Consider the following 25,916-nt stretch of genomic DNA (forward strand, 5'->3'; position numbering starts at 1 on the left):
TTTCTGCGTGCCTCGCCCTATAGGCGTATGATCGGTCGGGTTTCTGGCGGCTCTGCCTGCTTCAGGGTTGCCCTTGGATCGGCGCGGAGTGTACACACTTACCGCGGGCAGTGACAATAAAAAATAGTGTTCAAAATCCCCTTTTAATAAGTCGATCAAATCTTGCTGGCGGGCAGGCGGGCTCTGGGATGGCGCAGGTTATGCGACAGCCCGGTTTCCCCTTGAAAAGTGTGTGAAAACGCCATGATTGGGCTGACGCCTTGCTGTGCGGTCGCTGAGGGGAATTTGGCCGCCACCGCCAGCGCCTAAATATCGCAATAAATGCCACATTTATGCGATCTCCCTCCCGGACGTTGCCCCGCGCGCCGCACATTCGCCGCTCTTCCCTTGCGTCAAAAAATGGGAAAAACCTGCGCTGACGCAATGAGTGCCCCGCACGGATTGGCCACAATGACCGCTCACAATCGGTTAGAGGCTGACTAATGGATACCCTGCTTGAGCGTTTTCTGCGTTACGTAACTTTTCATACCCGCTCCGATGAGACCAATCCAGCCTGCCCCAGCAGCGAAGGCCAGCTGATCTTTGCCCGTGCCCTGCAAGAAGAGATGAAGGCGCTGGGGCTGACCCAGGTCACTCTGGATGAGCACGGCTACCTCACCGGTTGCCTGCCAGGCAACCAGCCGGACGCCCCCGCCATCGGCCTGATTGCCCACATGGACACCGCCGACTACGAGGCGGAGCACGTAGTACCGCAAATCATCGAAAACTATCAGGGCGGCGACATCTGCCTTGGCAAGGGTGACGAGGTGCTCGCCATCCGTGACTACCGCTTCCTGAAAAACTATCTGGGTCAGGATCTCATCACCACCGACGGCACCACCCTGCTGGGCGCCGACGACAAGGCAGGCATTGCCGAAATCCTTACCGCCATCGACCACCTGCAGGCCCACCCCGAGATCCCACGTGGCGATATCTGGGTCGGCTTTACTCCGGATGAGGAGATCGGCCGCGGCGCCAACCTGTTCCCGCTGGAGAGATTCCCGGCCAAGTGGGCCTATACCGTGGATGGCGGCGAACTGGGCGAGCTGGAGTATGAAAACTTCAACGCTGCCAGCGCCACGGTGCGTTTTATCGGCAACAACGTCCACCCCGGCACCGCAAAGGGAAACATGATCAATAGCCAGACCCTGGCCGCCCGCTTCCACGCAGCCATGCCTGCCGAGCAGACCCCGGAGTGCACCGACGGGTATGAGGGCTTCTTCCATCTGGCCCAGATGAGCGGTACCGTGGAAGAGAGCACCCTGCACTACATCATCCGTGACTTCGACGACGAACATTTCGCCGCGCGCAAGGCCGAGATGCAGAGCCGGGTGGCCGCCCTGCAGGCCGAATATCCCAAGGCCCGCATCGAGCTGACCTTGACCGACAGCTATCACAACATGCGCAGCCAGATTGAGCCGCACATGCATATCGTCAAGCTGGCCAAGGCCGCCATGGAGGCCGCCGACGTGGTGCCGAAGATCAAGCCCATTCGCGGCGGTACCGATGGCGCCCGCCTCTCCTTTATGGGTCTGCCCTGCCCCAACCTCTTCACCGGTGGCCACAACTTCCACGGCAAGCACGAGTTCATCCCGCTGCAATCCATGGAGAAATCGGTCGCCACCCTGGTGGAGCTGGTGCGCCTCACCGCAGCCTGGCGCGGCTAATCAATTACCATGACAACCAAGGGGGGAGCCGGTTAACCGGCGCCCCCCTTGCTATCTGGCCATCACCCATCAAGAAAGGGAAACCGGGGAGGGTCGCTCAGGAGCAACTGGCCGCCGCTGCCATCAAACTGTCATCCCGCTGACATGTCGCGGGAACAGTGTCACATCATGCTGGGAGCAACGGATCGCCGGAGCCCCCCAGATGTTCACTATCGATACCCTGCTGACCCAGCACTTCCCCCGCCTGCTTGGCTATCCCCTGCTTACCCCGTTGTTCAAGCGGCTGCTGGGCTGGCTGCTCAACGAGCAGGCCTTTGCCGCCTTTGCCTCCCGCTACCCGCACCTGCGCGGCCTCGACTTTGTCGAGCAGGCGCTGACCCAGCTCGATTTCGACTATCGGGTCAGCGAGGCGCAACTGGAGCATATTCCCGCCAGCGGCCGGGTCATTCTTGTCGCCAACCACCCCATCGGCTCGCTGGACGGACTGGCGCTGCTACAACTGCTCGGTCGCATTCGCCCCGATGTGAAGATCGTCGCCAACCAGCTGCTGGCCCAACTCGCGCCGCTGCGCCCTCTGCTATTGCCGGTAGACAATATGGAGGGCAAGACCGATCGACAGGCCATCCTCGCCATGAACGAACACCTCGCCCATGAAGGGGCACTGGTGATCTTCCCCGCAGGCGAAGTCTCGCGGCTTGGCCTCAAGGGGGTGAAAGATGGCCCCTGGCAGGCAGGCTTTATCAAGCTGGCCCAGCGCACCCGCACCCCGCTGGTGCCCATCCATCTGGGAGGGCGCAACAGCCTCTGGTTCTATCTCGCCTCCTGGCTCAACAAGCCCGCCTCCGCCCTATTGCTGGTGCGCCAGCTGTTTCGCCAGCAGGGGCAGACCCTGCCGGTGACCATAGGAGCGCGCATTCCGCTCGGCAGTTTTCAGGAGCTGCCCGCCAAGACGGCGGCGCGGCTGGTGCGCAACCACCTCTACCGGATTGGCCGTGGCAAGGCGGGACGGCTGCAGACCGAGGCCCCCATCGCCCTGCCGGGGGATCGCCGCCAGCTCAAACAGGCCATCGAAAGCTGCGAACAGCTCGGCACCACCCCGGATGGTCAGGGGATCTACCTCTACCGCCGCCACGAACTGAGCCACTCGGTGATCCTGCGCGAGCTGGGGCGACTGCGGGAGATCGCCTTTCGCGCAGTGGGGGAAGGGTCTGGCAAGCGGCGGGATCTCGATGGTTTTGACAACGACTATCACCACCTGATCCTCTGGGATCCGGCCCGACTCGACATTATCGGCGCCTACCGCTTTGCCCCGGTGGCGGAGCTGCTGGCCAGCAAGGGGAAGGATGGCCTCTACAGCCACACCCTGTTCGGCTTTGAGGATAAGTTGCTGCCCCGGCTGGAGCAGGCTATCGAGCTTGGCCGCAGCTTTATCCAGCCCGCCTACTGGGGCAAGCGGGGGCTCGATTATCTCTGGTTCGGCATCGGTGCCTATCTGGCCCGCTATCCCCGCTACCGCTACCTGTTTGGCCCGGTGTCGCTCTCCGGCAGCCTGCCGCCGGCGGCCAAGGATCTGCTGGTGAGCTTCTACCGCCAGCACTTTGCCCCCGAGCTGGCGCTGGCCCCCTCCCGCCGTCCCTACCCCGAGACGCAGCCTCTGTTCGAAGGGGTGGATTACGGCGCCGATCTCAAAGCACTCAAGGCCCGTCTCGACAATCTGGGCTGCGCCATCCCCACCCTCTACAAGCAGTACTCCGAGCTGTGCGAGCCGGGCGGGGTGCAATTTATGGACTTTGGTATCGACCCCGACTTCAACCACTGCATCGATGGCCTGGTGTGGGTCGATGTGAGCCGCATCAAGCCCCACAAGCGGGCCCGCTATATCGGCAGTCATCTGGCCGAGCCGCGCTCATAGCCCTGTAGGCGCCAGGCAAACAGCCAAAGGCAAAAAAGGAGAGAGAGGCCATCGCCTCCCTCTCCTTTAGCTCTCATGCTCAGCACCTTTTCGAGGCGCTCGGCCCATCTGGCGTTACTCGGCAGCCTTGCGATCCGAGTGGCCGAGATCCCGCTCAGGGGCGATAACATCGCGCACCCGCTGCTTGATCTCCTTGGCCTCGGGGAAGCCGTCATCGACCACCCGATCCCACACCTGCACCCCGTTCACCAGAATGCGGAACTCCCCCTTGCTGGCCGGCACCAGCGCCACCTCCCCCAGATCGCTGTCAAAGGTGGAAAGCAGCTCCTGCGCCAGCCAGGCGGCGCGCAGCATCCAGCGACAGAGGGTGCAGTAGCGGATTTCGATGCGGGGTTTGCTGATCAGGGTTTCAGACTCGGTCATGAGTGACTCCATAAAAAAGCGGCCAATGGCGGGAAATGGCGTACCGCCACCCAATGGCCAATCCCGGTTCGGTCAAATCAGCGCTGATCAACCCCATGAAAATCGGCCAGCCAATGGCGGGCAATGGTACGCATCGCCGATTCTGGCAGCTCGAACAGGCCGGGAGCAAGAGGGCCTGCCGCCAGCATCCGGATCCCTTCCATGATCTCCGCCAGCACCAGATAGACATATTCGCCAATCACGGCGCCATGGACGAAGTTGACCGCCTCGCCCCGGTTGAGCAGGTAGATCTGGGTACCATCCGGCCGGTTGAGGGCCAGCACATGGGGGCACACCTCTTCGCTCGGCCACGGCAACTGGGCCAGCGAGAAGGCAAACTCGTCATCGGCCGAGGTGACCGAGGCGACCATGGTGCCGGGGCGCAGCGCCTGCAGATCCGCCAAATCCAGTGAGCCGTTGCCGGTAGAGCAGATCACCAGCTCGGCGCGGCTCAAGGCTTCAGCCTTGGTGATCAAGCGAAAACCGTGAGAGAGCGCTTCGACCTGTCGCAGCACATCGGTCTCCACCAGCCCGAGATGGAGGTTGCGACAGCGCAGGTCGCGGGCGATGCTGCGCCCCACCTTGCCATAGCCAAACAGCACGGCTTCGCAGACGTTGAAAGTACGGTTGAGGTTACGAGCCAGCGACTCCGCGGAGTAGACCACGCTCAAACCAATCTGGATATCCTCGGCCTGCTTGAGGGGGCTGCGCGCCACCGACACCACCGGAGTCGCCAGCACCTCCTGTTCATAGCGTTGATGGCCGTTCTCGGTCATCTCCACCACCCCGAGGAAACGGGGGCCGAAGTATTCACTCAAGATCACCTGGGTTTTGGCAAAGTAACCGCCTATATCGAGGATCAGCAACCGCTCGTGGGGGGCCACCAGCGGCGCAATCTGCTGGATGAGACTGTCGGGTTCATTGGTCCAGCGCCGGTTGAGGGGCAGCACCGGATAGTGCTGGGATACCCACTCCAGGGTCGGACGGTGTACCGATTTCGGTTTGGGCAAAATGGCGCCAATCCGTCCAATCTGACCGAGAGCGTCGATAAAACGGGGGCGATCGGGAAGCAGGTGAGTGACCAGCAGAATGCAGAGACCATCGATACGTCCCTGTCCGGTGAAATGGCGAAAAAACAGATGCTCAGATCCTTGACTGCGCAACTGTGGCCTCCTTATGTGCCGCAAAGCAGGCAAACAGAACCCGGCGCGGCCGGGTTCTGTGTGTGTCCAAATAAAATGAAAATCCTTTTTATCTGAAACACATAGGGGGCTCAATCATTATCTACCAAGAGTATGAGCGAGTATGCAAAAATGGCGCCATTTGACCATTTTCCACACAAGTATCAGTACAAAGAAGCAGCAGGCCAGACCCACCATAGGCTGAGCCCGGTTCCCGCGGCAGCGAGCAGGATCAGCCCACTCCAACGCACTGGCCAGGGTTTGTCACGTAACGCCCACTCCAGCAGCGGCAGCAACCAGACCGGCAGCAACACCACCAGCGGCACCTCCACATATTGCCAGGCCAGCATCTGGACGAAGGCGAGGGCCAGCGCCAGACCGGCTGGGGCTACCTTGATGCCAACAAAGGTGGCAAGCAGGGCGCGAAAACCGGCGAAAGCGGCCAGCGCACCGGCCAACTGGGCAATCAGCAGGCTACCATCGATGCCGATCACCAGCGCCAGCCAGATAAAGCCGAGGGCAAACCCGAGCCCCTCGCGGCTATCACAGCGCAAGGTGCTCCAGCCAAACCAGAGGATGGCGGGCAGTAGCGCCAGCCAGATCCCGGGTTCGCTCGCCAGTACCGAGGCCAATCCCTGCCACCACACCAGCGCACTGAACACCGCAAAGAGCAGCAGTGAACCGCGCAGATCGTTCACCTGAGCCGCAATGGCGGGCACCAGCAGGGTCAGCGGCAGCCACTGCCACGCCTTGGCCGGAATACCATAGAGACCGCCGAGCAATGAGCCCACCAGCCAGAGCGCCAGCGCGCCCCACAGATAACCCAGTCGCGGCCAGCGCCACGATAGCAAAGCGGCTCCCAGAGGAGCCGCCAGGGTTTGCAGCAGAAGTTCCGCGCCCATTACTTGCGCACGCCTTCGACAAACAGGTTGATGTTCATCTCGTCCGGAATGCCGGGCAGCATGTAGCTCACGCCAAAGTCACTGCGCTTGATGGTGGTGGAGGCGTTGAAGCCGCTGCGGTAGCCGCCCCAGGGATCCTTGCCCTCACCGATCTTGACCAGATCGAAGGCCACTTCCTTGGAGACACCGTGCAGAGTCAGGGTCCCTTTCAGCACGCCTTTATCCTTGGTGCCCTCGTAAGCGGAGCTGACGAAGGTCATCTTGGGATACTGCTTCACGTCGAGGAAGTCCGGACTGCGCAGGTGCTTGTCGCGGGCCTCGTGATTGGAGTCGACGCTGGCGGCATCCACTTCAAAGCTCGCCTTGGCGGCCGCCGGGTTGGCGTCATCCATGCTGAAGGTGCCGCTGAAGGTGTTGAAGCGACCCACCAGCTCGGAGAAGCCCAGGTGACCCACCTTGAACTGCACCGTGGTGTGCGCCGCATCCACATCGTAATCCGCCGCCATCAGAGGGGTAACCATAAACAGGCAGGAGGCCAGCAGAGCCTTGGTCATTTTCATCCGTTCGTTCCTTCATCTTGGGGTTCACATCAGTGGTTAAAATGCTAACCTCGTTCTGAAGATGAATAATCAGTGATTTATTAAATTCATTATTTACTGAGGATGGAAAATGGACCAGATCGCCGCCATGCGTACCTTTATCAAGGTGGTGGAGTGCCAGAGCTTTACCAAGGCCGCCAACCAGCTCGGCATCTCGGTCGCCATGGCCTCCAAGCTAATGCAGCAGCTGGAGGAGTCCCTCGCCACCCGGCTGCTGTCGCGCACCACCCGTCAGGTCAATCCCACCGAAGCGGGCCAGTTCTACTACCAGCGCTCCCTCGCCCTGCTGGCGGAGTTGGAAGAGACCCACAGCCAGCTGACCCACCACAACCAGCAGCCGAACGGTACCCTCAAGCTCTCGGTGCCGATGGATTTTGGCTATCTGCACCTCTCCCCCGCCCTGCCGCTGTTTCGCCAGCGCTTTCCCGATCTCAAGCTCGATATCGAGTACAGCGACCGGCGGGTCGCGCTGGTGGAAGAGGGGTTCGATCTGGCGCTGCGGATCGGCCACCTCAGCGACTCCTCGCTGGTGGCGCGCCAGCTTGCCACCATTCGGGTCGAGCTTTGCGCCAGCCCCGCCTATCTAGCGCGCAAGGGCAGACCGGAAAAACCCGAGGATCTCAAGCAGCACGACTGTCTGATCTACACCCTGACCCAGCCGGAGTGGCACTTCAAACGGGGAAACGAGCAGCAGAGCATCCGGCCACAGGGGCCGCTGCGGGCCAACAACGGGGTGGCGCTGACCCGCGCCGCTTGTGATGATCAGGGCATCATATTGCAGCCCACCTTTATCGTGGGGGAGGCCCTGCGGTCAGGACAGCTGGTCAGCCTGCTGCCGGAGTGGGACAAGGGAGAGGTGGGACTTTATGCGGTCTATCCGCACCGCCGCTTCGTCTCGGCCAAGGTGCGCTGCTTTATCGAGTTCGTGCAGGAGCGCTATCTCGCCCCGCAACAGTGGGATGCGACGACCTGATGGTCAACGCTGACGGTTTGCTCTGACTTTCCGGCCTGCTGGCCCGGCAGACAACCTAACGTTGGCTGGGGGCCGCTGCGGGGGCGAGCGTTGCCAGCAGACGCGCCTGCTCGAGGCTTAACTGCCAGCGTGGCAAACGGGTGCGTATCACCGACAACTGCTGTTCACTGAAGGCATAGGGGAGCGCCACTTCAATCTCGGGGCAGTCAAACATGGCGGCCAGCTGCAGGATCAAAATAAGGTTTGCCTCGTCGGTCTTGTGCTTGTTGACCCGTTTGCGGATCTCGTGGCGCAGCTGGGTTTCGGGGTCCTGGGTCATCGCCTGCCAGCCGAAACCAAACAACGGCACCAGCGCGCTGACAATCCCCAGCGCCGTCATCGGCTGCCTGGGGGGATGATAGAGTGCGTTGAGATCCAGCCGAACAGGATTCTGACGAACCTCACCCTCACCAAATAAAATCGTTTTCGTCATTGGATTACCCGTTATATTCCACTAGACTGCGCCGCATATTTTACCCAGATATGCCAACGAGGTGCTGATGCTAAGCGATATCGAGATCTCCCGCCAGTCCCCCCGTCTCTCAATCCACGCGCTGGCCGAACGCCTCGCCATCCCCCAGCACCTGCTCAGCCCTCATGGCCACTACAAAGGCAAGCTCAGCCTCGACCTGCTCACGTCTCAACCCACACAGCGCGGCAAGCTGGTACTGGTGAGCGCTATCACCCCGACCCCGCTCGGTGAAGGGAAAACGGTGACCACCCTTGGCCTCTCCATGGGGCTCAACCATATCGGCCAGCCCAGCATCGCAACCATCCGCCAACCGAGCCTCGGGCCGGTATTCGGGGTCAAGGGAGGGGCCGCTGGTGGCGGCCACGCCCAGGTGGTGCCGATGGAGGAGATGAACCTCCACCTCACCGGCGATTTTCACGCCCTGACGGCGGCCCACAATCTGGCGGCGGCAGCCCTCGATGCCCGCCTGTTCCATGAGCGTAAACTCGGCGACCAGTTCAGCGCCAAAACCGGCCTGCCGCGGCTCGATATCGATGCTGACAACATTCTCTGGCCACGCACCCTCGACATGAATGACCGCGCACTGCGCCACCTCACGATTGGACAGGGGGGCGCTGCCGATGGTGTGGAGCGCAGCGATCGCTTCGTCATCACCGCCGCCTCCGAACTGATGGCCATTCTGGCGCTGGCAAGCGATCTCAAGGAGCTGCGCGCTCGTATTGGCCGCATCCAGCTGGCCCGCGATATCCACGGCAAGCCCATCACCGCCGAACAGTTGGAAGTGGCGGGCGCCATGACGGTGCTGCTCAAAGATGCGCTGCAACCGACCCTGATGCAGACCACCGAGCAGACGCCGGTGCTGGTGCACGCCGGCCCCTTTGCCAACATCGCCCACGGCAACTCCTCGGTGATCGCCGATCGCATCGCCCTTGGCCTGACCGACTATGTGGTGACCGAAGCAGGTTTTGGCTCCGACATGGGGCTGGAGAAGTTCTTCAACATCAAGAGCCGCCAATCCGGTATTACCCCCGCCTGCGTGGTGCTGGTGGCCACGGTGCGCGGCCTCAAGGCCAACAGCGGCCTGCTCGATATCCGCCCGGGCCAGCCGCTGCCAGCCAGCCTGCAAGGGGAAGATCTGCCGACCCTCAAGCAGGGCTGCGCCAACCTCGCCTGGCATATCCGGAACGCCCGCCGCTACGGGGTGCCGGTGGTGGTCGCCATCAACCGCTTCCCCACCGACAGCGAGGCCGAACTGGCGCTGCTGGCCCATGAAGCGCAGCAAGCCGGTGCCTGTGGCGCGGCCATCTCCAACGCCTTCACTCAGGGTGGTGCCGGTGCCAGCGAGCTGGCCCGCGCCGTGGTGGCCGCCTGCGAGCAACCCGGCAAGGTGAAACTGCTCTACCCCGATGAGATGAGCCTCGACGGCAAGCTGGCGACCCTGGTGGAGTGCGGCTACGGCGGCCGCGGAGTGCAGCTCTCCGACAGAGCGCGCCAGCAGCTGGCGCAACTCTCCGCCGAAGGGTGGGATCACTTGCCCATCTGCGTAGCCAAGACGCCGCTCTCCATCAGCCACGACCCAGCCCTCAAAGGGGTACCGACCGATTTCGAGGTGCCCATCGACGAGGTGAAGCTCTGCGCCGGTGCCGGGTTCGTCTATGCGCTGGCGGGCCCCATCATGACCATGCCGGGGCTGGGCAGTCTGCCTGCCTATCGCCATATCGATATCGATGAGAACGGCGAGATAGTCGGCCTGAGCTGAGCCCTTCCACAACGCCAGAAACAACAAGGCCCCGCCAATTGGCGGGGCCTTCTGTTATCCATGCATCAACCCTTAGAGGGTGAAGCGCTGGGTCATATGGTGCAGGGTGTTGGCCAGCTTGCTCAGCTCGACGCAAGCCTGGGCGATCTGATGAGCGCCCTGGGCATTCTCGTCAGCGGCATTGTGAATGTTGACGATGCTGCGGTTGAGCTCTTCGGTCACCGCGTTCTGCTCTTCGGTGGCGGTGGCGATCAGGGTGTTCATGTCGGTGATGCGCACCACGGCACCGTTGATGGTCTCGATACTGGTACCAGCATCCCGTGCCAGACCGACACTCTCCTGCATCTGGTGACGACTCAGCTGCATGGCGTTGCCCGCCTCGGCGGCGCGGCTCTGCAACAGCTCGATCATCTTGCTGATCTCGGCGGTGGAGTCCTGGGTACGCTGGGCCAATGAACGCACTTCATCCGCAACGACCGCAAAACCACGACCCTGCTCACCGGCACGGGCCGCTTCGATGGCGGCGTTAAGGGCCAGCAGATTGGTCTGACCGGCGATATCGCGGATCACATCCAGCACCACGCTGATGTTGGCGCTGTCGGCCTCCAGCTGCTGCACCACTATGCCCGCCTGTTCAATCTTGACCGACACCTCTTCGATGCTGGTAATCGAGCTGCGCACCACTTCGCTGCCAGCAGCGGAGGTGCGGGAGGCATCCTTGGCGGCGCTCATGGCATCCGTGGTGTTGCGGGCTACTTCGTTGACGGTGGACTGCATCTCATTCATGGCAGTCGCCACCTGGGAGACTTCGTTCTGCTGGATGGCCATGCCGCTGGCAGACTGGCTGGAGATGGCGCTCACCTCCTCCACCGCACTGCTGAGTTGGCTCACGGAGCCAGCGATCTCGCTCACCAGATCGGAGAGGGAGCCCTGCATCCGGTTGATGGCGGAACCCAGCTGGCCCAGTTCGTCGCGGTTGAAGCGGCTGTCGCGGATCCACTGCTGCAGTTCGCCCTGACCCAGATCGCCATTGGCAATACGCTGGGCCTGACGGGCCAGCATGATCAGCGGGTCGCGGATCTGGCGAGTCAGTACCACTGAGAGCACCACCACAAGGATCAGACCAATCACCAGCGCGATGGTAACGCTCAGCTTGGCGGAGTCGTAGGAGGCAACCACAACCTTGCGCGACTCGGTCGCATAACCGTGGTTAATGCGAATAAGATCCGCCACCGACTTGTGCAGGTTGTTGTAGAGGGGGATCCCCTGCTCCATGAAGACGCTCTGGGGCTCGCTCATCAGGCCGCTATCCTGCAACTGCTTAACCTGCTGGTGCAGGGCCAGGTAGCTTGCCCAGTCGGACTTTACGATATCGAAAGTGCGACGCTCTTCAACATCCTGCGCCCAGATGGTCTTGTCATGGTCGATCATCTGCTGTTTGAGTCGTTCCACCAACTGCGCGGCCATGGTGCGGTACTCGGCACGCTTCTGGGGATCAGCGGCGACCAGAAACAGACCAAGCTCATAACGACGCAACTCGCTGATGCTGTCGCCAATGTCATTGGTGCGGTTGACGGCAGGCAGGATGCTGTCGGTAAAACCGATAGCCGCCCGGTTCATGTTGCTGAACTCCAGCAACGAGAAGCCGCCGATAAAGGCGACCATCAAACCGAGCACTGCAAAGCCGGCGGTGAGCTTTTTACCTATGGTCATGGAACTGGTATTCATGGGATATCCTGGTGGTCGTTAAATTCGTAGCACTCGTCCGGTTCACGCCCTCCTGGCATGAACTATCTGGCCACTTGTTCAGTGGCGCACCATCCAACCTTGATGAATATCTCTGAATTCCATGAGCGGCAGCGAGAGCCGTGAGGGGGCGCTAGAGTAACCGGATCGTGGCGGTTCGGAAAGAGTCTGTCCGGTTACTTTTTGTAAGGTGAAAGCGAAGTTTTTTTCGTGTTCGATTAAATATATCGCTCAGATGAATAAATCGAAAAAATGCATAACGTTTGCATAGGGCAAGCCACGCGGGCCAAGCAGTGGCAGACCGCCACTCTCATTCGGGACCAATGAAAAACGCCAGCAATGGCAGCTGGCGTCTCGTTTATTCAGCATGGCGGTTACAAAACAACCGCCATCTTATCCGCGCAGGCCACCGAGAAATTCGGCCCGGGTATCGGGCTGGGTCTTGAAGACACCGCCGAGGGAGGTGGTGGTGGTGTAGGAGGTGGAGTCCATCACCCCCCGCGCCTTGACGCAGTAGTGGGTCGCCTTGATGCTGATAGCCACGTCCTTGGTACCTAGCAGGGTCTGAAGCGCCAGCAGGATCTGCTGGGTCAGCCGCTCCTGCACCTGGGGACGACGGGCGAAGAACTGCACGATGCGGTTGATTTTCGACAAGCCAATCACCTTGCCGCGAGGGATATAGGCCACATGGGCCATGCCATCGATGGTGACGAAGTGGTGTTCGCAGGTGCTGGTGAGGCTGATGTCCCGCACCATGATCATCTCGTCCACCTGCATCTTGTTCTCGATCACCGTCACCTTGGGGAAGGTGGAATAATCGAGGCCGGAGAAGATCTCGTTGACGTACATCTTGGCGATGCGGTGCGGTGTCTCGGCCAGACTGTCATCGGCCAAATCCAGCCCCAGTGTCTCCATGATGGAGCGCATATGGCCTTCGATCTTCTCCCGCTTCTGCTGACTGTTCAGCTCGTTGGCAACCAGGGGGGTTTCCAGTCCCTGGGCTTCGAGGGCAGCCCTGACCAGCAAGGCTTCCGGACTTAAGGTTGTCATTGTCTTTTCTCCCACGCTCAGGGACTGTGAGGGCTGCTCAAGGAGCAACACCCTATGTTATGGCGGCGCACAGGGCCGACGGTATCGCTGTAATGGTCACCACACGGGATGTAACGGCCATCTGTTATGGCGGCATAGTAAACGGCCATTGCCGCCAAGATTCAAGTCAACTTGTGCGTCACCTCATACTTTATGGCCATCTACCCCCGTTTTTGCGCCGATTACCCCGAGATTCCCTTGAGATAACCTGCCCATCCCCGGGGATTTTTGTGATAATCCCGCCTTCAATCATAGAAAGAGGTCATGACGATGGGATTTGATACCAGCGGACTACTCCCCTTAAGCGATGCCCTGCAAGGGATGCTGGAACAACTCGCCTGCTGCTGCGACAGCGAGCAGCTGCCCCTGCCACAGGCCCTTGGCCGGGTACTGGCCTGTGATATCGCCTCTCCCCTCGCCGTGCCCCCATTCGACAACTCCGCCATGGATGGTTACGCCGTGCGCCTTGCGGATCTCGCCAGCGGAACCCCGCTCATCATGGCGGGCAAAGCCTTCGCCGGTCAGCCCTATCAGGGCGAATGGCCCGCTGGCCACTGCGTGCGGATCATGACCGGCGCCCCAATCCCCGCAGGCACAGATGCGGTGGTGATGCAGGAAGAAACGCAGGCCGACGGCGATCGGATCACTTTTCTGGCACAACCCGAACCGGGCCAGAATATCCGCCGCGCCGGCAGCGATATAGGCAAGGGCACCTGTGTGCTGCCAGCCGGTACTCGCCTCACCCCAAGAGAGATGCCGCTGCTGGCCTCCCTTGGCGTGGCCACCGTCGCGGTGCGCCGCCCACTGAAAGTGGCTATTTTCAGCACCGGCGATGAGCTCAAACCGGTCGGTACCCCGCTTGCCCACGGCGATATCTATGACTCCAACCGCTACGGCGTGCGGGCCATGCTGGCGCGCATGGGCTGCGACTGCCTCGACCTTGGCATCATCCCGGACGATCCCGCCCAGCTGCGCGCCGCCTTTATCCGCGCAGACGAAGAGGCCGATGTACTCATCACCACCGGCGGCGTCTCGGTGGGGGAAGCGGACTTCACCAAACAACTGCTGGACGAGCTCGGCGAGATTGGCTTCTGGAAGCTGGCCATCAAGCCGGGCAAGCCATTTGCCTTCGGCCGCCTGCCCCGCGCCTGGTTCTTCGGCCTGCCGGGCAACCCGGTCTCCGCCATGGTCACCTTCGATCAGCTGGTGCAACCGGCGCTGGCCAAGCTGGCGGGCCAACGCTTCGAGCGCCCGCTTCAGCTGCAAGCCATTGCGGCCGAACCACTCAAAAAGAGCCCCGGCCGACTCGACTTCCAGCGCGGCATCCTGAGCCAGGGGCCAAATGGCCTCGAGGTGCGCAGTACCGGCTCGCAGGACTCCGCCGTGTTCAGCTCCCTGTCGCGGGCCAACTGCTACATCGTCCTTGAGCGCGAGCGGGGCCGCGTCGCCGCGGGCGAGACGGTGACCGTCGAGCCATTCGGGGGATTGCTGCTGTGAGCGAGATCCTCAGCGACGCCGAGCTGCTGCGCTACAACCGCCAGATCATCCTCAAATCCTTCGACTTCGAGGGACAGGAGGCGCTCAAGCAGGCCAGGGTGCTGGTGATCGGCGCCGGTGGCCTTGGCTGCGCCGCCAGCCAGTATCTGGCGGTTGCCGGGGTCGGCCAGCTCACCCTGGTCGATTTCGACAAGGTGGAGCTCTCCAACCTGCAGCGTCAGGTGCTGCACAACGATGAGCGCATCGGTCACTACAAAGTAGACTCTGCCGCCCAGTCGCTGCGCGCGCTCAATCCCTGGCTCAAGGTGGAGACCCACGCTGCCGTGGCCGATGAAGCGCTGCTCGATACCCTGCTGCCACGGCATCAGCTGGTCTTGGATTGCACCGACAATCTGGCCATTCGCAACCTGCTGAATCAAAAGGCACGCCAGCACAGGGTGCCGCTGGTCAGCGGCGCCGCCATCCGGCTGGAGGGACAGCTGTGCAGCTTCACCTGGCAGGAAGATGAGCCCTGCTACGCCTGCCTCAGCGCCCTGTTTGGCGAGCAGGCCCTCACCTGCGTCGAGGCAGGTGTGCTCGCCCCCGTGGTGGGATTGGTGGGTAGCCTGCAAGCGCTGGAAGCTATCAAGCTCTTGGCAGGCATGGGCAAAAGCTACAGCGGCCGCCTGCTGATGATCGACGGCCTGAGCAGCACCTTCCGCGAGATGAAGCTGCCCAAGCGCCCCGACTGCCCGGTCTGCTCCCATCCATAAAGCAAACGGGATCAAAAAAGCCGAACCCTGTGGTTCGGCTTTTTGGTACCTGCACCTAACAACCCCTTCCTCAATGGGTCGTGAGGATCCGTTGCAACAGGTGATTAAAGCCCGAGGGGTCTTCCGCAGGCCAGGCGTGGTGGCCGTTGGGGGTGTGGATGGTGGCGTTGGGCAAGGCGGCAAACTGCTCTACCCGTTTGGCCAGCGGCAGGTAGTCGTGACTGGTGGAGATGATGGCCACCGGCTGCCAGATGGCGCCGAGCCGGGCGCGTACCGACCAGCCGGGTAACGCCTCCAGCAGCGCCTTGTAGGTTTTCTTTTTATTGCGCACGAAACGCAGCCGGAAGGTGTGGCGCACCTGTGCCAGATCCGGACCCGGGAAGAGCTCGCGTCCCAGCCACCAGGCGAGGGGGCGCATACCGAACCAGCGCAGCCACTTGAGGCGCTGGGCGTAACGCTCCTGCTCTTTGGGGCTCTCCAGCAGAAACTCGCTAAAACCGTTGACCAGCACCAGCCCCTGCACCTTGTGGGGCAGTTGCAGCGCCAGCTCCAGCGCTACCATGGCCCCCAGCGACAATCCCACGACCCAGGCGGGTTCTGGCTGTGCATCGAGCCAGTTCACCACATCGGCTGCCAGGGTCGCCACATCGAACGGCCCCTCCTGCATGCTCTGGCCGTGGCCGCGCAAGTCCAGCGCCACCACCCGGTAGTGTTCGGAAAACCGTTCGATCTGCGCCTGCCAGTCGAGGCTGGAGGAGCCCAGCCCATGCAGCAGCAACAGCAAGGGGCCCTCCCCCGCGCTGCGCAGGGAAAGACCGTTGAATTTCATCACCTGATTGCGGCGCATCAGTGTATTGCCTCTCGACTTATCACCTGAACCATCTCTTGTTGTTATGTCACCCGTGGTTATCCTGCCACGTTATCAGCACGGCGCCCAATCAGCCTTCGCTGACCAGACTCACCGCCTTGATATAAGCGTAGATCTGCTGCTCCGGCGCCAGCGCCAGCCGCCTGGCGGAGCGGCTGGTGATCCGGGCCAGCAGTATCTGCTCACCCAGCGCCAACTGCAACAGGGTCTGGCCGGGGCGCACCTCGCGCACCGCCAGCAGACGGGTGACGAGACAGTTGGAGAGACTGGAGTGCTCGATAGGTGCTGTAGCAATCACCACATCGCGCCCCGCCACCTTGATCTGCAATGGGCCGCTCTCATCCGGCACATGGGTCATGGTAACCCGCAGCTGCTGCTCGCCGAGTTGCAGGGTCGCCATCTGCTCGTCATCATCGTAGTGAGAGAGGGTCGCATCCAGCATCACCCCGGCATCGTCGCGAGTGGCGAGCGAGAGATCGGTGCGGGCGAAGATTTCGCTCGGCCTGCCTTGTGCCTCGACCCTGCCACTTTCCAGCAGCACCAGCTGATCGCAGAGCAGGCTCACCTCCTCCATGGCGTGACTGACGAAGATCATCTGGATGCCGCTCTCCTGCTGCAACCCCTTGAGCACATGGGCCTGATGGATGCGGCTGCGCCGATCCAGCGCCGAGAAAGGCTCATCGAGCAGCAGCAGATCAGGCTCGGCCAGCAGCGCCCGCCCCAATGCCACCCGCTGGCGTTGACCGCCAGAGAGGGCATGGGCAGGCTGCCCCAGCAGATCGGCAAAACCGAGCCGAGCCGCCAGCGCTTCGGGCTGCCAGCGCCCTCGCCCCTTGCGGGCCGCCAGTTGCAGATTGCCAAGCACCGTCAGATGGGGGAAGAGCCGCGAGTCCTGAAACACCAGTCCGATCCGGCGCGCTTCGGGCAGCAGTTGAGCATATTCCCGATCGCGCCACCGCAAGCGATCCCCGCTTCGGCGATCGAGTCCGGCGATGATGCGCAGCAGTGTGCTCTTGCCGCAGCCGGAGGGGCCAAACAGACCGAGGATCCCCCCCAGTTCGAGGGTCAGTGCGCAGTCGAGGGTAAAAGGGCCAAACTCGCGCCAGGCATGGAGGTTCAGGACATGGCGGTGCGGCACGTTCACTGACGGCATAGTGGCGGGCTGGTTCAACCAAACACTCTCCGCTGTCTACGCTGCAACACCCCGTAGACCAGCACCAGCATTACCAGCGAGAAGGCCATCAGGCCGCCCGCCAGAATATGGGCGTTCTGGTAGTCCATCGCCTCCACATGATCAAACAGGGCGATGGAGAGCACCTGGGTTTCGCCGGGGATATTGCCGCCAATCATCAACACCACGCCAAACTCCCCCAGGGTATGGGCAAAGCCCAGCGCCGCCGCCATCACAAAGCTCGGCAGGGTCATCGGCAAGATGATGTGGAAGAAGCGTTCCAGCGGGCCGAGCCCCAAAGTAGCGGCGGCCTCCAATTCCTTGTTGCCCATGTTGACGAAGGCGGAGGTGAGCGGCTGCACTACGAACGGCAGCGAATAGAGGATGGAGGCAAACAGCAGGCCGAGAAAGCTGAAGGCGAGCGGGGCACCAAAGGTGTCGCGCCACCAGGCGCCGAAGCCATATTCGGGGGAGAAGGCGAGCAGCAGATAAAAACCCAGCACTGTGGGGGGCAGCACCAGCGGCAGCGCCACCAGCGCCTCCACCAGCGGCCGCAGCCGATTCTGACTGCGCGACAACCACCAGGCCAGCGGCGGAGCCAGCAACAGCAAAATCGCTGTGGTACTGGCCGCAAGCTTCAGGGTGAGCCAGACCGCCAGCAGATCCCCTTCACTCATTGCCGACCTCCCGGTTGATAAATGCCTCCAACGGCATGGTCTCCATCCTCATTGCAAAGAGTGGCCGACCCGAAGGCCGACCACTCAAGGTATCGCATCAGGCCCATCCCCTTATTGGGGCAAGGCATAACCAGCTGCCTTGATCTGTGCCTGACCCGGCCCCTTGAGCCAGGCCACCAGAGCCTCGACCGCGGCGCCTTTTTTCAATACCAGCCCCTGCTGCTCGATGGGGGGATAGAAGCTCGCAGGCACCGCCCAGGCTTCGCCAGTCTTGCCCGCTTCCACCAGATTGGCCCAGGCGACAAAGCCCAGCTCGGCATTGCCGGTGTCGACAAATTGCCAAGTCTGGCCGATGTTGGCGCCGGTCAGCAACCGGTACTGCTTGGGATCGATTTTGAGATGGGTGAGGGTCGCCATGGCGGCAGCACCATAGGGGGCGGTACGGGCATTGGCGATGGCGAGGTTGCCTTTCCATCTGCGCAGGGTCGCCTCGTCAGGGGCCGGCCCCCCCTTCTTCCACAGCCCCAGCTGGCCGATGGCGTAGGTGAAGCGATCGCTCCCCTTGCCCTCTTTTTCCAGCTTCTCGGGGGTCGCCGCATCGGCGGAGAGGAAGAGATCGAATGGTGCGCCGTGACTGATCTGGGTGTAGAGCACCCCGGTGGCGGCAGACGAGATGGCCAGGGTGTGGCCGGTCTTGGCGGTGAACTCCTTACCGATACGCTCGATGGTTCCCTTGAAGTTGGCGGCCACGGCCACTTTCACTTCATCAGCCTGCACGGCACCGGTATGCAAGGTGGCGGCGCAGACACCGGCGATGACAACAGATAACAACGGTTTCATTCCCTTTCTCCTGATGGGGCCCGCACATCCGCGCCCCTTGGCGGGGCCGTGGTTCCCGTTGAACCTGCGCCCCTCGTGATGAACAGGTCAGGCTTGCCAGCGGGCAGCGGCGGCGTTGTCGCTCTCCTTGGCCTCGACCCAGCGTTGCACACCCTCGGCAGTCAGCTCTTTTTTCCAAAACGGCGCCCGGGTTTTCAAGAAATCCATGATGAAGTGACAGGCGTCAAAGGCGGCGTCGCGGTGGGCACTGCTCACCGCCACCAGCACGATCTGATCGCCAAGCCACAACTCGCCGATACGATGAATGAGGGTACACTCCTGCAACGGCCAGCGGCGACGGGCCTCCTGCACGATATCGGCCAGCGCCTTCTCGGTCATACCGGGGTAGTGCTCGAGGGCCAGCCCCTTCACCTCCTCCCCCTGATTGAAGTCGCGAACCTTGCCAACAAAAGTGACGATGGCGCCACTGTCGGCGCGGGTGGCGAGGCGGGCATATTCGTCCCCCAGCGAGAAATCCTCCCGCTGCACCACAATGCGATCGGTCATGATTGCCTCGCTCATCCTTAACCTCCGGTCACCGGCGGGAAAAAGGCCACCTCATCGCCATCGTTGATGGGGGTATCGAGGGGCACCAGGGTCTGGTTGACCGCCACCAGCAGCTTGCCTGCTTCCAGCGCCAGCGCCCATTTGTCGCCGCGCTCACAGAGCGCTGCGCGCAGTTGTTCGGCGGTGGCGTAGTCGCAGGGCAGGCTCAGCTCATCGCAGGCCACCAGCTCTCTTACTTGCGCAAAAAACAGTACCTTGATCATGCTTGCTCCCCGCTATTTGACCCCAGCTGAAAATGGCCGGACTTGCCGCCCTTTTTCTCTACCAGCCGCACCTGCTCGATCACCATGTCCTTTTGCACCGCCTTGCACATGTCGTAGATGGTCAGCGCCGCTACCGACGCGGCGGTCAGCGCCTCCATCTCCACCCCGGTCTTGCCGGAGAGCTTGCAGAGAGTGCGGATATGCACCCGATTCTGCTCGGCCAGCGGCACTATCTCCACCTCGACTTTGGTCAAGGCCAGCGGATGGCAGAGTGGGATGAGATCGGAGGTCTTCTTGGCGGCCATGATGCCGGCGATGCGGGCGGTGGCGAACACGTCACCCTTGTGGTGCTGGCCGCTCAGGATCAGCGCCAGCGTCTCGGGGGCCATGGCAACAAACGCCTCGGCGCGGGCTTCGCGCTCGGTCACCTGCTTGTCGGTCACATCCACCATATGGGCTTCGCCGCTCTGGTTCAGATGCGTCAGGTTGGGCTGGGTCTGCTTGGGATCGGTCTGGTTCATCGCTTGCTCTCAGAGGTGGGAGACAAAGTTGCATGGCTTGGTGCGGGCATCGAGCTGATCGCGGATCAGTTGCTCCCAACCCAGCTGGCAAGCGCCGGTGGAGCCGGGCAGACAGCAGATCAGGGTGCGATTGGCGAGTCCCGCCAGCGCACGGCTCTGCATGGCGGAGCCTTTAATCTCGGCAAAAGATAGCTGACGGAACATCTCGCCAAAACCCTGTACGGTGCGCTCGAACAGCACACCAACCGCTTCCGGCACCCGGTTCTGTTCGTTGAAGCCGGTACCGCCGTTAATCAGTACCACCTGCACCCCCTCATCGGCGATCCACTCGCTCACCCGCGCGCGGATGCGAAACAGGTTGTCCGGACAGAGCGCCCGATCGGCCAGCTGATGGCCCGCGTCGGTAAGGGCCGAGACCAGATAGTCGCCCGAGCTGTCATCGGCGGCAGTGCGGCTGTCGGAAACCGTCAGCACGGCGATCTTGAGGGGAATAAATGCGTTGTGTTTCTGTCCCATCGGGCAGCTCCTTGTGGCTATGGGCCGTCAACGAGGCAGGAAGAGAAGGGGTATGAGAGGCCAGCTGTCAGGGCGCAAAAACGGACGCAGACAGAGGTGACCAACTTGCTCAAGCGTGTGACGGCGGGCTGATTCTATCAAAGGTTTCACGAGATATGGGATTTAAAAGACACACAAATCTGATGCTTGTCCCATATATGAACAAAACGCAGGCCGGGTAAACCCGGCCTGTCGTCGCAGGATCAGAACCCTTTCACCCCGGTCATGTCGGGCAGCTGGTGAGCGATCCCCTTGTGACAGTCGATGCAGGTACTTTCACCACTGGCCAGATTGGTAGAGTGCATCTTGGCGGCACGCTGCCCCTGCAGGGAGAAGTCCATGTACTCGAAGTTGTGGCAGTTGCGGCACTCGCGCGAATCAGTCTCTTTCATCCGCTGCCACTCCCGCTCCGCCATCTCGCGCCGGTGCGACTCGAACTTCTCGCGGGTATCCACCTTGCCGGTGATCATGCCCCACAGCTCCTTGGAAGCCTGCACTTTGCGGATGATCTTGTAGGTCCACTCATGGGGTACGTGACAATCCGGGCAGCTGGCCCGCACACCAGAGCGGTTGGCGTAGTGGATGGTATCGCGGTACTCCTCGAACACGTTGTCCTTCATCTCGTGACAGCTGGTACAGAAGGCCTCGGTGTTGGATGCTTCCATGGCGGTGTTGAAACCACCCCAGAAAATCACGCCACCGAAGAAGCCCATCAGCAGGATGACCCAGAGAGCCGCCTTCGATGGTGACTTGAAGGTGGTCCACAGACGCTGGATAAAGCCGGGTAATTTCATCTATGGATTCCTCAGTTCAGCGCTTCAACCGGTTTAAAGGTATTTTCCACCAGCGGCTTGGCATCCGCTTGCGGTACATGGCACTGCAGGCAGAAGTAGCGACGCGGCGACACTTCACCCAGGGTCAGGCCGTCGCGGGTCTCGAAGTGAGTCGGGCTGATCTTGGGGGCCTTCATAGCGCTGGCATTCTTGAAGCTGTGGCAAGCCAGGCACTTGTTGACCTTGGTATCCACCTCATAGTTGCGAATGTCGTGGGGGATCAGCGGCGGCTGATGCATGTACTGGCGATCGTAGGGCGCGCCATCCTTGCGGAAGTTTTTCAGGGGAGCGGCAGTGGCATCGGTCACCAGATCGGTGGCGCCACGCTCGGACTTGAGGCCACCGGTACTGTTGGTGATCTCGGGGGCCGCTGCCATCAAGGATCCCGCCATCAGGCAGGCCAGCATTGCTCCAATCAGCTTTTTCATTATTTGTTCTCCGACGTTTTTTCTGCCTTGACGGCAAAACCTACAGTGATTTCAAAAACTTGTTCCGCGCAGACATCAATGCAGCGGCCACAGTTGGTACACTCCTGAGCCGCAATCAAGGGCCCGTGACCGCGCTTGGCACCGTGGACAGGCCCGCGCAGGATGGGACGCTCCGGGCAAACCGCATAACAATCCATGCAGTTGTTGCACCGCTCGCGCCCCTTGGCAGAAATCTTGATAAACCCGACCCGGTTGACCAGGGCATAGAAGGCCCCCACCGGACAGAGATGACCGCACCAACCCCGCTCAACCACGAAAAGATCGAACAGGAACATCGCCACCAGCAGGGCCCAGCCCGCCCCCATGCCAAACAGCAGACCGCGCATGGCGAGCGACACCGGATTGACCAACTCCCACGCCATCACCCCGACCACCGCTGGCACCACCAGCACCATGGCCAGCAGCCAGTAGCGGGTCGCACGGCTGAACTGGCCATTGCCCTTGAGGCCAAGTCGCCCCCTGAGCCAAGCTGCGGCATCCGTGATGAGGTTGACCGGACAGACCCAGGAGCAGAACACCCTCCCCCCGACCAGCCAGTAACCGGCCAGCACAATGGCAGCCCCCAGCCAGAGAGTGGTGATGGGCCAGTGACCCGCCGCCAGCGACTGCAACAGCGTGAGGGGATCGGTCAGCGGCACCGTCTCCAGCAACAGGGAGCTGGAGAGGTTGCCCTTGAGGATCCAGATGCCCGCCAGCGGCCCCAGCAAAAACAGCCCGAGCACGCTGAACTGACTGAGCCTGCGCAGCAGCAGGAAGCGGTGGGAACGCCACCACCCCAGCTTGATGCGAGCCTCTTCCCCCGGATAACGACTCATAACCCCTCCGGTTTGCGGGTGGGCAGGGTGAGCCTGTCGCCGATGAGCGACTTGTTCCCCGCCTTGGCCTTCTCTTCCCAGCCGAGCCGGTAGTGATGGCCCAGCTCACCTTTGGCGAGCTGGCGTGGCACCACCTTGATGGCGGCCTCCTCCAGCACGCAGGCATGCTCGCACTTGCCACAGCCGGTACAGACATCGCTGTGTACCGTGGGCAGGAACATGGCGTGTTTGCCGGTACGCTGGTTATGCTGCAGCTCCAGAGTGATCGCCTTGTCAATCAAGGGGCAAACCCGATAACAGACATCGCAGCGCAGCCCCAGATAGTTGAGGCAGGTCTCGTGATCGATGAGCACTGCCACCCCCATCCGGGCCTGATCGATGTCGGTCATCTGCTGATCCAGCGCCCCGCTCGGGCAGGCCACCACGCAAGGGATGTCATCACACATCTCGCAGGGCACGGCACGCGCCTTGAAATAGGGGGTGCCAGTGGTCACAGGGTCAAACAGCCGGGCGAGCTTGAGGGTGTCGTAGGGGCACGCCTCGACGCAGAGCCCGCAACGCACGCAAGCGCTGAGGAAGTCTGCTTCATCGAGGGCGGCGGGCGGACGCAGCGCCTGGGCAGGCACAGCTTGTGCCTGCTGGCGTGCCATGCCGCCGAGCCCCACGCCAAGCAGGCCCACACCGCAGGCCCCCTTGGCCATGTCGGCCAGAAACTGGCGACGACTACGACTCATCTCGCACTCCCCCGCCTTAAGCCTTCATCACCTTGACGGCGCACTTCTTGTAATCGGTCTCTTTCGAGAGCGGATCGGTGGCATCCAGGGTCAGCTTGTTGACCAGCTGGCTCGCATCAAAGAAGGGCATGAAGACCAGTCCTTTCGGCGGACGGTTGCGACCACGGGTCTCGACACGGGTCTTCACCTCGCCACGGCGGGAGGAGACAATCACCTCTTCACCACGGCGCACGCCGCGAGCCTTGGCATCGTCCGGGTGCATGAAGAGCACCGCATCCGGGAAGGCGCGATAGAGTTCGGGCACCCGACGGGTCATGGTGCCGGTGTGCCAATGCTCCAGCACGCGACCGGTGGAGAGCCACAGATCGTACTCTTTATCGGGCGACTCGGCGGCGGGCTCGAACGGCAGGGCGAAGATGACCGCCTTGCCATCGGGCTTGCCATAGAAGCGCACTCCCTCGCCCGCTTTCACATAGGGGTCGAACCCTTCGCGATAGCGCCACAGGGTCTCTTTGCCATCTACCACAGGCCAGCGCAGACCGCGCGCTTCGTGGTACTGATCGAACGGTGCCAGATCGTGACCGTGGCCACGACCGAAGGTGGCGTACTCCTCGAACAAGCCCTTCTGGACGTAGAACCCGAAGTGCTCGGCTTCGTCGTTCAGCATCCCCTTGCTCTGCTCTTTCGGGAACTGGTTGACCTGACCGTTGGCATAGAGCACATCAAACAGGGTTTTACCCTTCACTTCCGGCATCTTGGCAATCAGTTCAGCCGGCCACACTTCCTCGACTTTGAAGCGCTTGGAGAACTCCATCAGCTGCCACAAGTCGGACTTGGCCCCTTCCGGCGCTTTCACCTGCTGGTGCCAGAACTGGGTGCGGCGCTCGGCGTTGCCGTAGGCCCCCTCTTTCTCCACCCACATGGCTGTCGGCAGAATGAGGTCAGCAGCCTGGGCAGTGACGGTCGGGTACGGGTCGGAGACCACGATGAAGTTGCGCGGATCGCGATAGCCAGGCAGGCGATCGGTATTCATGTTGGGGCCGGCCTGCATGTTGTTGTTGCACATCACCCAGTAGGCGTTGAGCTTGCCATCTTTGAGCATGCGATCCTGCAGCACGGCGTGGAAACCCACCTTGTCGGGAATGGTCCCTTCCGGCAGTTTCCAGATCTTCTCGGCAATGGCGCGGTGCTTGGACTCGGTCACCACCATGTCGGCAGGCAGACGGTGGGCAAAGGTACCCACTTCACGCGCGGTGCCACAGGCAGAGGGCTGGCCGGTCAGTGAGAAAGGACCATTACCCGGCTCGGAGATCTTGCCGGTGAGCAGGTGGATGTTGTAGCAGAGGTTGTTGGCCCAGACACCGCGGGTATGCTGGTTGAACCCCATGGTCCAGTAAGAGACCACCTTCTTGCTCGGATCGGCATAGAGCTTGGCCAGCTTTTCCAGCTTCTCTTTGGAGACGCCGGAGAGCTTGGAGACAGACTCCACATCGTAGTCGGCCACAAACTTGGCAAACTCCTCGAAGGTCATCGGTGTGGCATCGCCGCTGTCCGGGTTCTTCGCTTTCTGCTGCAGCGGATCGGTCGGGCGCAGGCCGTAACCGATGTCGGTGACCCCCTTCTTGAACACGGTGTGCTTGTTGACGAAGTCCCAGTTCACCTTGTCGTTCTGGATGATGTAGTTGGCGACATAGTTGAGGATCGCCAGATCGGTCTGCGGGGTGAACACCATGCCGTTGTCCGCCAGCTCGAAGCTGCGGTGCTCGAAGGTCGAGAGCACGTGCACCTGCACATCCGGGTTGGAGAGACGGCGATCGGACATCCGCGACCAGAGGATGGGGTGCATCTCGGCCATGTTAGAGCCCCACAGCACGAACGCATCGGCCTGCTCGATATCGTCGTAACAGCCCATCGGCTCATCCATACCGAAGGTACGCATGAAGCCAACGACCGCAGAGGCCATGCAGTGACGGGCATTGGGGTCAATGTTGTTGGAGCGGAAACCGGCCTTCATCAGCTTGGCGGCAGCATAGCCTTCCCAGACGGTCCACTGGCCGGAGCCGAACATGCCGACGGCGGTCGGCCCCTTCTCTTTCAGGGTCGCCTTGAACTTCTCGGCCATGATGTCGAACGCCTGATCCCAGCTGATGGGGGCGAAGTCGCCATCCTTGTCGAACTGGCCGTTCTTCATCCGCAGCATCGGCTGGGTCAGGCGATCCTGGCCGTACATGATCTTGGAGAGGAAGTAGCCCTTGATGCAGTTGAGGCCACGGTTGACCGGCGCATCGGGGTCGCCCTGAGTCGCCACGACCCGACCATCCTGAGAGCCCACCAGCACGGAGCAGCCGGTACCGCAGAAGCGGCAGGGAGCCTTATCCCAATGGATGGCTGTCTTGTCGGTACTGGTGATGAGATTGGCTGCCAGCGTGGGGGCACTGACACCGGCCACGGCTGCGGCAGCTGCCACCGCGTTGGCCTTCATAAAGTCGCGTCGACTCAGCTTCATGGCATATCCT

At 61.8% G+C, this 25,916-nt stretch carries 26 protein-coding genes; 6 read left to right on the plus strand and 20 right to left on the minus strand.

The window, feature by feature from the left end; all coding sequences use genetic code 11:
* Window positions 1–482: 482 nt before the first annotated feature.
* Window positions 483–1,706: a peptidase T gene (gene pepT, locus G5137_RS04590; RefSeq protein WP_421255007.1), complete on the plus strand. Its 1,224-nt coding sequence runs from the start codon at window positions 483–485 to the stop codon at window positions 1,704–1,706.
* 202 nt (window positions 1,707–1,908) lie between these two features.
* Window positions 1,909–3,618, plus strand: coding sequence for a lysophospholipid acyltransferase family protein (locus G5137_RS04595; protein ID WP_421235763.1), 1,710 nt, complete (start codon window positions 1,909–1,911; stop codon window positions 3,616–3,618).
* A gap of 114 nt (window positions 3,619–3,732) precedes the next feature.
* On the opposite strand, the gene G5137_RS04600 is transcribed toward G5137_RS04595, so the two are convergent.
* From G5137_RS04600 to G5137_RS04615, 4 genes are all read right to left on the minus strand, one after another.
* Window positions 3,733–4,041, minus strand: a complete 309-nt coding sequence (locus G5137_RS04600; protein WP_005344153.1) for a SelT/SelW/SelH family protein — start codon at window positions 4,039–4,041, stop codon at window positions 3,733–3,735.
* Between the two features lie 77 nt (window positions 4,042–4,118).
* A complete protein-coding gene (locus G5137_RS04605) occupies window positions 4,119–5,243 on the minus strand; it encodes an adenosylhomocysteinase (protein ID WP_421255008.1) in 1,125 nt (374 codons plus the stop codon).
* A 182-nt stretch (window positions 5,244–5,425) separates the two neighbouring features.
* A complete protein-coding gene (locus G5137_RS04610) occupies window positions 5,426–6,163 on the minus strand; it encodes a hypothetical protein (protein ID WP_216951724.1) in 738 nt (245 codons plus the stop codon).
* On the minus strand, window positions 6,163–6,723 hold the full coding sequence (locus G5137_RS04615) for a YceI family protein (protein ID WP_216951725.1): 561 nt from the start codon (window positions 6,721–6,723) through the stop codon (window positions 6,163–6,165). The genes G5137_RS04610 and G5137_RS04615 overlap by 1 nt, the downstream gene beginning before the upstream one ends.
* A gap of 109 nt (window positions 6,724–6,832) precedes the next feature.
* Between G5137_RS04615 and G5137_RS04620 the strand changes: the two genes are divergently transcribed.
* Complete coding sequence (locus G5137_RS04620) at window positions 6,833–7,735, plus strand: LysR family transcriptional regulator (protein ID WP_421205844.1); 903 nt, start codon at window positions 6,833–6,835, stop codon at window positions 7,733–7,735.
* 55 nt (window positions 7,736–7,790) lie between these two features.
* Here G5137_RS04620 and G5137_RS04625 read toward each other — a convergent pair whose 3' ends face one another.
* A complete protein-coding gene (locus G5137_RS04625; protein WP_421205845.1) occupies window positions 7,791–8,207 on the minus strand; it encodes a hypothetical protein in 417 nt (138 codons plus the stop codon).
* Between the two features lie 67 nt (window positions 8,208–8,274).
* Here G5137_RS04625 and G5137_RS04630 point away from each other — a divergent pair, with 67 nt between their 5' ends.
* Window positions 8,275–10,005: a formate--tetrahydrofolate ligase gene (locus G5137_RS04630; protein WP_421205846.1), complete on the plus strand. Its 1,731-nt coding sequence runs from the start codon at window positions 8,275–8,277 to the stop codon at window positions 10,003–10,005.
* Between the two features lie 72 nt (window positions 10,006–10,077).
* On the opposite strand, the gene G5137_RS04635 is transcribed toward G5137_RS04630, so the two are convergent.
* Together G5137_RS04635 and folE are read right to left on the minus strand one after the other, a co-directional pair.
* Entirely contained in the window at window positions 10,078–11,733 is a 1,656-nt protein-coding gene (locus tag G5137_RS04635) for a methyl-accepting chemotaxis protein (protein WP_421255009.1), read from the minus strand.
* Between the two features lie 411 nt (window positions 11,734–12,144).
* The gene (gene folE / locus G5137_RS04640) at window positions 12,145–12,801 is read right to left on the minus strand and encodes a GTP cyclohydrolase I FolE (RefSeq protein ID WP_005344140.1); all 657 of its coding nucleotides are present in this window, start codon (window positions 12,799–12,801) and stop codon (window positions 12,145–12,147) included.
* Between the two features lie 309 nt (window positions 12,802–13,110).
* Between folE and moeA the strand changes: the two genes are divergently transcribed.
* The gene (moeA, locus tag G5137_RS04645) at window positions 13,111–14,337 is read left to right on the plus strand and encodes a molybdopterin molybdotransferase MoeA (RefSeq protein ID WP_421255044.1); all 1,227 of its coding nucleotides are present in this window, start codon (window positions 13,111–13,113) and stop codon (window positions 14,335–14,337) included.
* Window positions 14,334–15,089 carry a molybdopterin-synthase adenylyltransferase MoeB gene (gene moeB, locus G5137_RS04650; protein ID WP_421255010.1) on the plus strand — a complete coding sequence of 252 codons (756 nt, stop codon included), beginning with the start codon at window positions 14,334–14,336 and terminating at the stop codon, window positions 15,087–15,089. Before moeA ends, moeB begins: the two co-directional genes overlap by 4 nt.
* A gap of 70 nt (window positions 15,090–15,159) precedes the next feature.
* On the opposite strand, the gene G5137_RS04655 is transcribed toward moeB, so the two are convergent.
* The 13 genes from G5137_RS04655 to napA form a co-directional block, all read right to left on the minus strand.
* Window positions 15,160–15,936, minus strand: coding sequence for an alpha/beta fold hydrolase (locus tag G5137_RS04655; protein WP_270905112.1), 777 nt, complete (start codon window positions 15,934–15,936; stop codon window positions 15,160–15,162).
* A 91-nt stretch (window positions 15,937–16,027) separates the two neighbouring features.
* Window positions 16,028–17,110, minus strand: coding sequence for a molybdenum ABC transporter ATP-binding protein (gene modC, locus G5137_RS04660; protein WP_421255045.1), 1,083 nt, complete (start codon window positions 17,108–17,110; stop codon window positions 16,028–16,030).
* 14 nt (window positions 17,111–17,124) lie between these two features.
* Window positions 17,125–17,805, minus strand: coding sequence for a molybdate ABC transporter permease subunit (modB, locus tag G5137_RS04665; protein WP_005353447.1), 681 nt, complete (start codon window positions 17,803–17,805; stop codon window positions 17,125–17,127).
* 111 nt (window positions 17,806–17,916) lie between these two features.
* The gene (gene modA, locus G5137_RS04670; RefSeq protein WP_421255011.1) at window positions 17,917–18,645 is read right to left on the minus strand and encodes a molybdate ABC transporter substrate-binding protein; all 729 of its coding nucleotides are present in this window, start codon (window positions 18,643–18,645) and stop codon (window positions 17,917–17,919) included.
* An 87-nt stretch (window positions 18,646–18,732) separates the two neighbouring features.
* On the minus strand, window positions 18,733–19,206 hold the full coding sequence (gene moaE / locus G5137_RS04675; RefSeq protein ID WP_368208776.1) for a molybdopterin synthase catalytic subunit MoaE: 474 nt from the start codon (window positions 19,204–19,206) through the stop codon (window positions 18,733–18,735).
* Window positions 19,207–19,208: 2 nt separating this feature from the next.
* Window positions 19,209–19,454 carry a molybdopterin synthase sulfur carrier subunit gene (moaD, locus tag G5137_RS04680; RefSeq protein ID WP_005353453.1) on the minus strand — a complete coding sequence of 82 codons (246 nt, stop codon included), beginning with the start codon at window positions 19,452–19,454 and terminating at the stop codon, window positions 19,209–19,211.
* Window positions 19,451–19,975 (minus strand): cyclic pyranopterin monophosphate synthase MoaC, encoded by a 525-nt coding sequence (gene moaC, locus G5137_RS04685; RefSeq protein ID WP_110302479.1) that lies wholly within the window; start codon window positions 19,973–19,975, stop codon window positions 19,451–19,453. The genes moaD and moaC overlap by 4 nt, the downstream gene beginning before the upstream one ends.
* Window positions 19,976–19,984: 9 nt before the next feature.
* Window positions 19,985–20,491, minus strand: coding sequence for a molybdenum cofactor biosynthesis protein B (gene moaB, locus G5137_RS04690; RefSeq protein ID WP_005344126.1), 507 nt, complete (start codon window positions 20,489–20,491; stop codon window positions 19,985–19,987).
* A 242-nt stretch (window positions 20,492–20,733) separates the two neighbouring features.
* On the minus strand, window positions 20,734–21,324 hold the full coding sequence (locus G5137_RS04695; RefSeq protein WP_005353459.1) for a cytochrome c3 family protein: 591 nt from the start codon (window positions 21,322–21,324) through the stop codon (window positions 20,734–20,736).
* Between the two features lie 11 nt (window positions 21,325–21,335).
* On the minus strand, window positions 21,336–21,791 hold the full coding sequence (locus G5137_RS04700; protein ID WP_005334452.1) for a nitrate reductase cytochrome c-type subunit: 456 nt from the start codon (window positions 21,789–21,791) through the stop codon (window positions 21,336–21,338).
* Window positions 21,791–22,666, minus strand: a complete 876-nt coding sequence (gene napH / locus G5137_RS04705) for a quinol dehydrogenase ferredoxin subunit NapH (RefSeq protein WP_335833839.1) — start codon at window positions 22,664–22,666, stop codon at window positions 21,791–21,793. Before napH ends, G5137_RS04700 begins: the two co-directional genes overlap by 1 nt.
* Window positions 22,663–23,400: a ferredoxin-type protein NapG gene (napG, locus tag G5137_RS04710; RefSeq protein ID WP_042082164.1), complete on the minus strand. Its 738-nt coding sequence runs from the start codon at window positions 23,398–23,400 to the stop codon at window positions 22,663–22,665. The genes napH and napG overlap by 4 nt, the downstream gene beginning before the upstream one ends.
* Window positions 23,401–23,416: 16 nt before the next feature.
* Window positions 23,417–25,906: a nitrate reductase catalytic subunit NapA gene (napA, locus tag G5137_RS04715; protein WP_266134517.1), complete on the minus strand. Its 2,490-nt coding sequence runs from the start codon at window positions 25,904–25,906 to the stop codon at window positions 23,417–23,419.
* Window positions 25,907–25,916: the final 10 nt, after the last annotated feature.

The organism is Aeromonas sp. 600282, assembly GCF_049175755.1.
Lineage (GTDB): Bacteria > Pseudomonadota > Gammaproteobacteria > Enterobacterales > Aeromonadaceae > Aeromonas > Aeromonas veronii_A.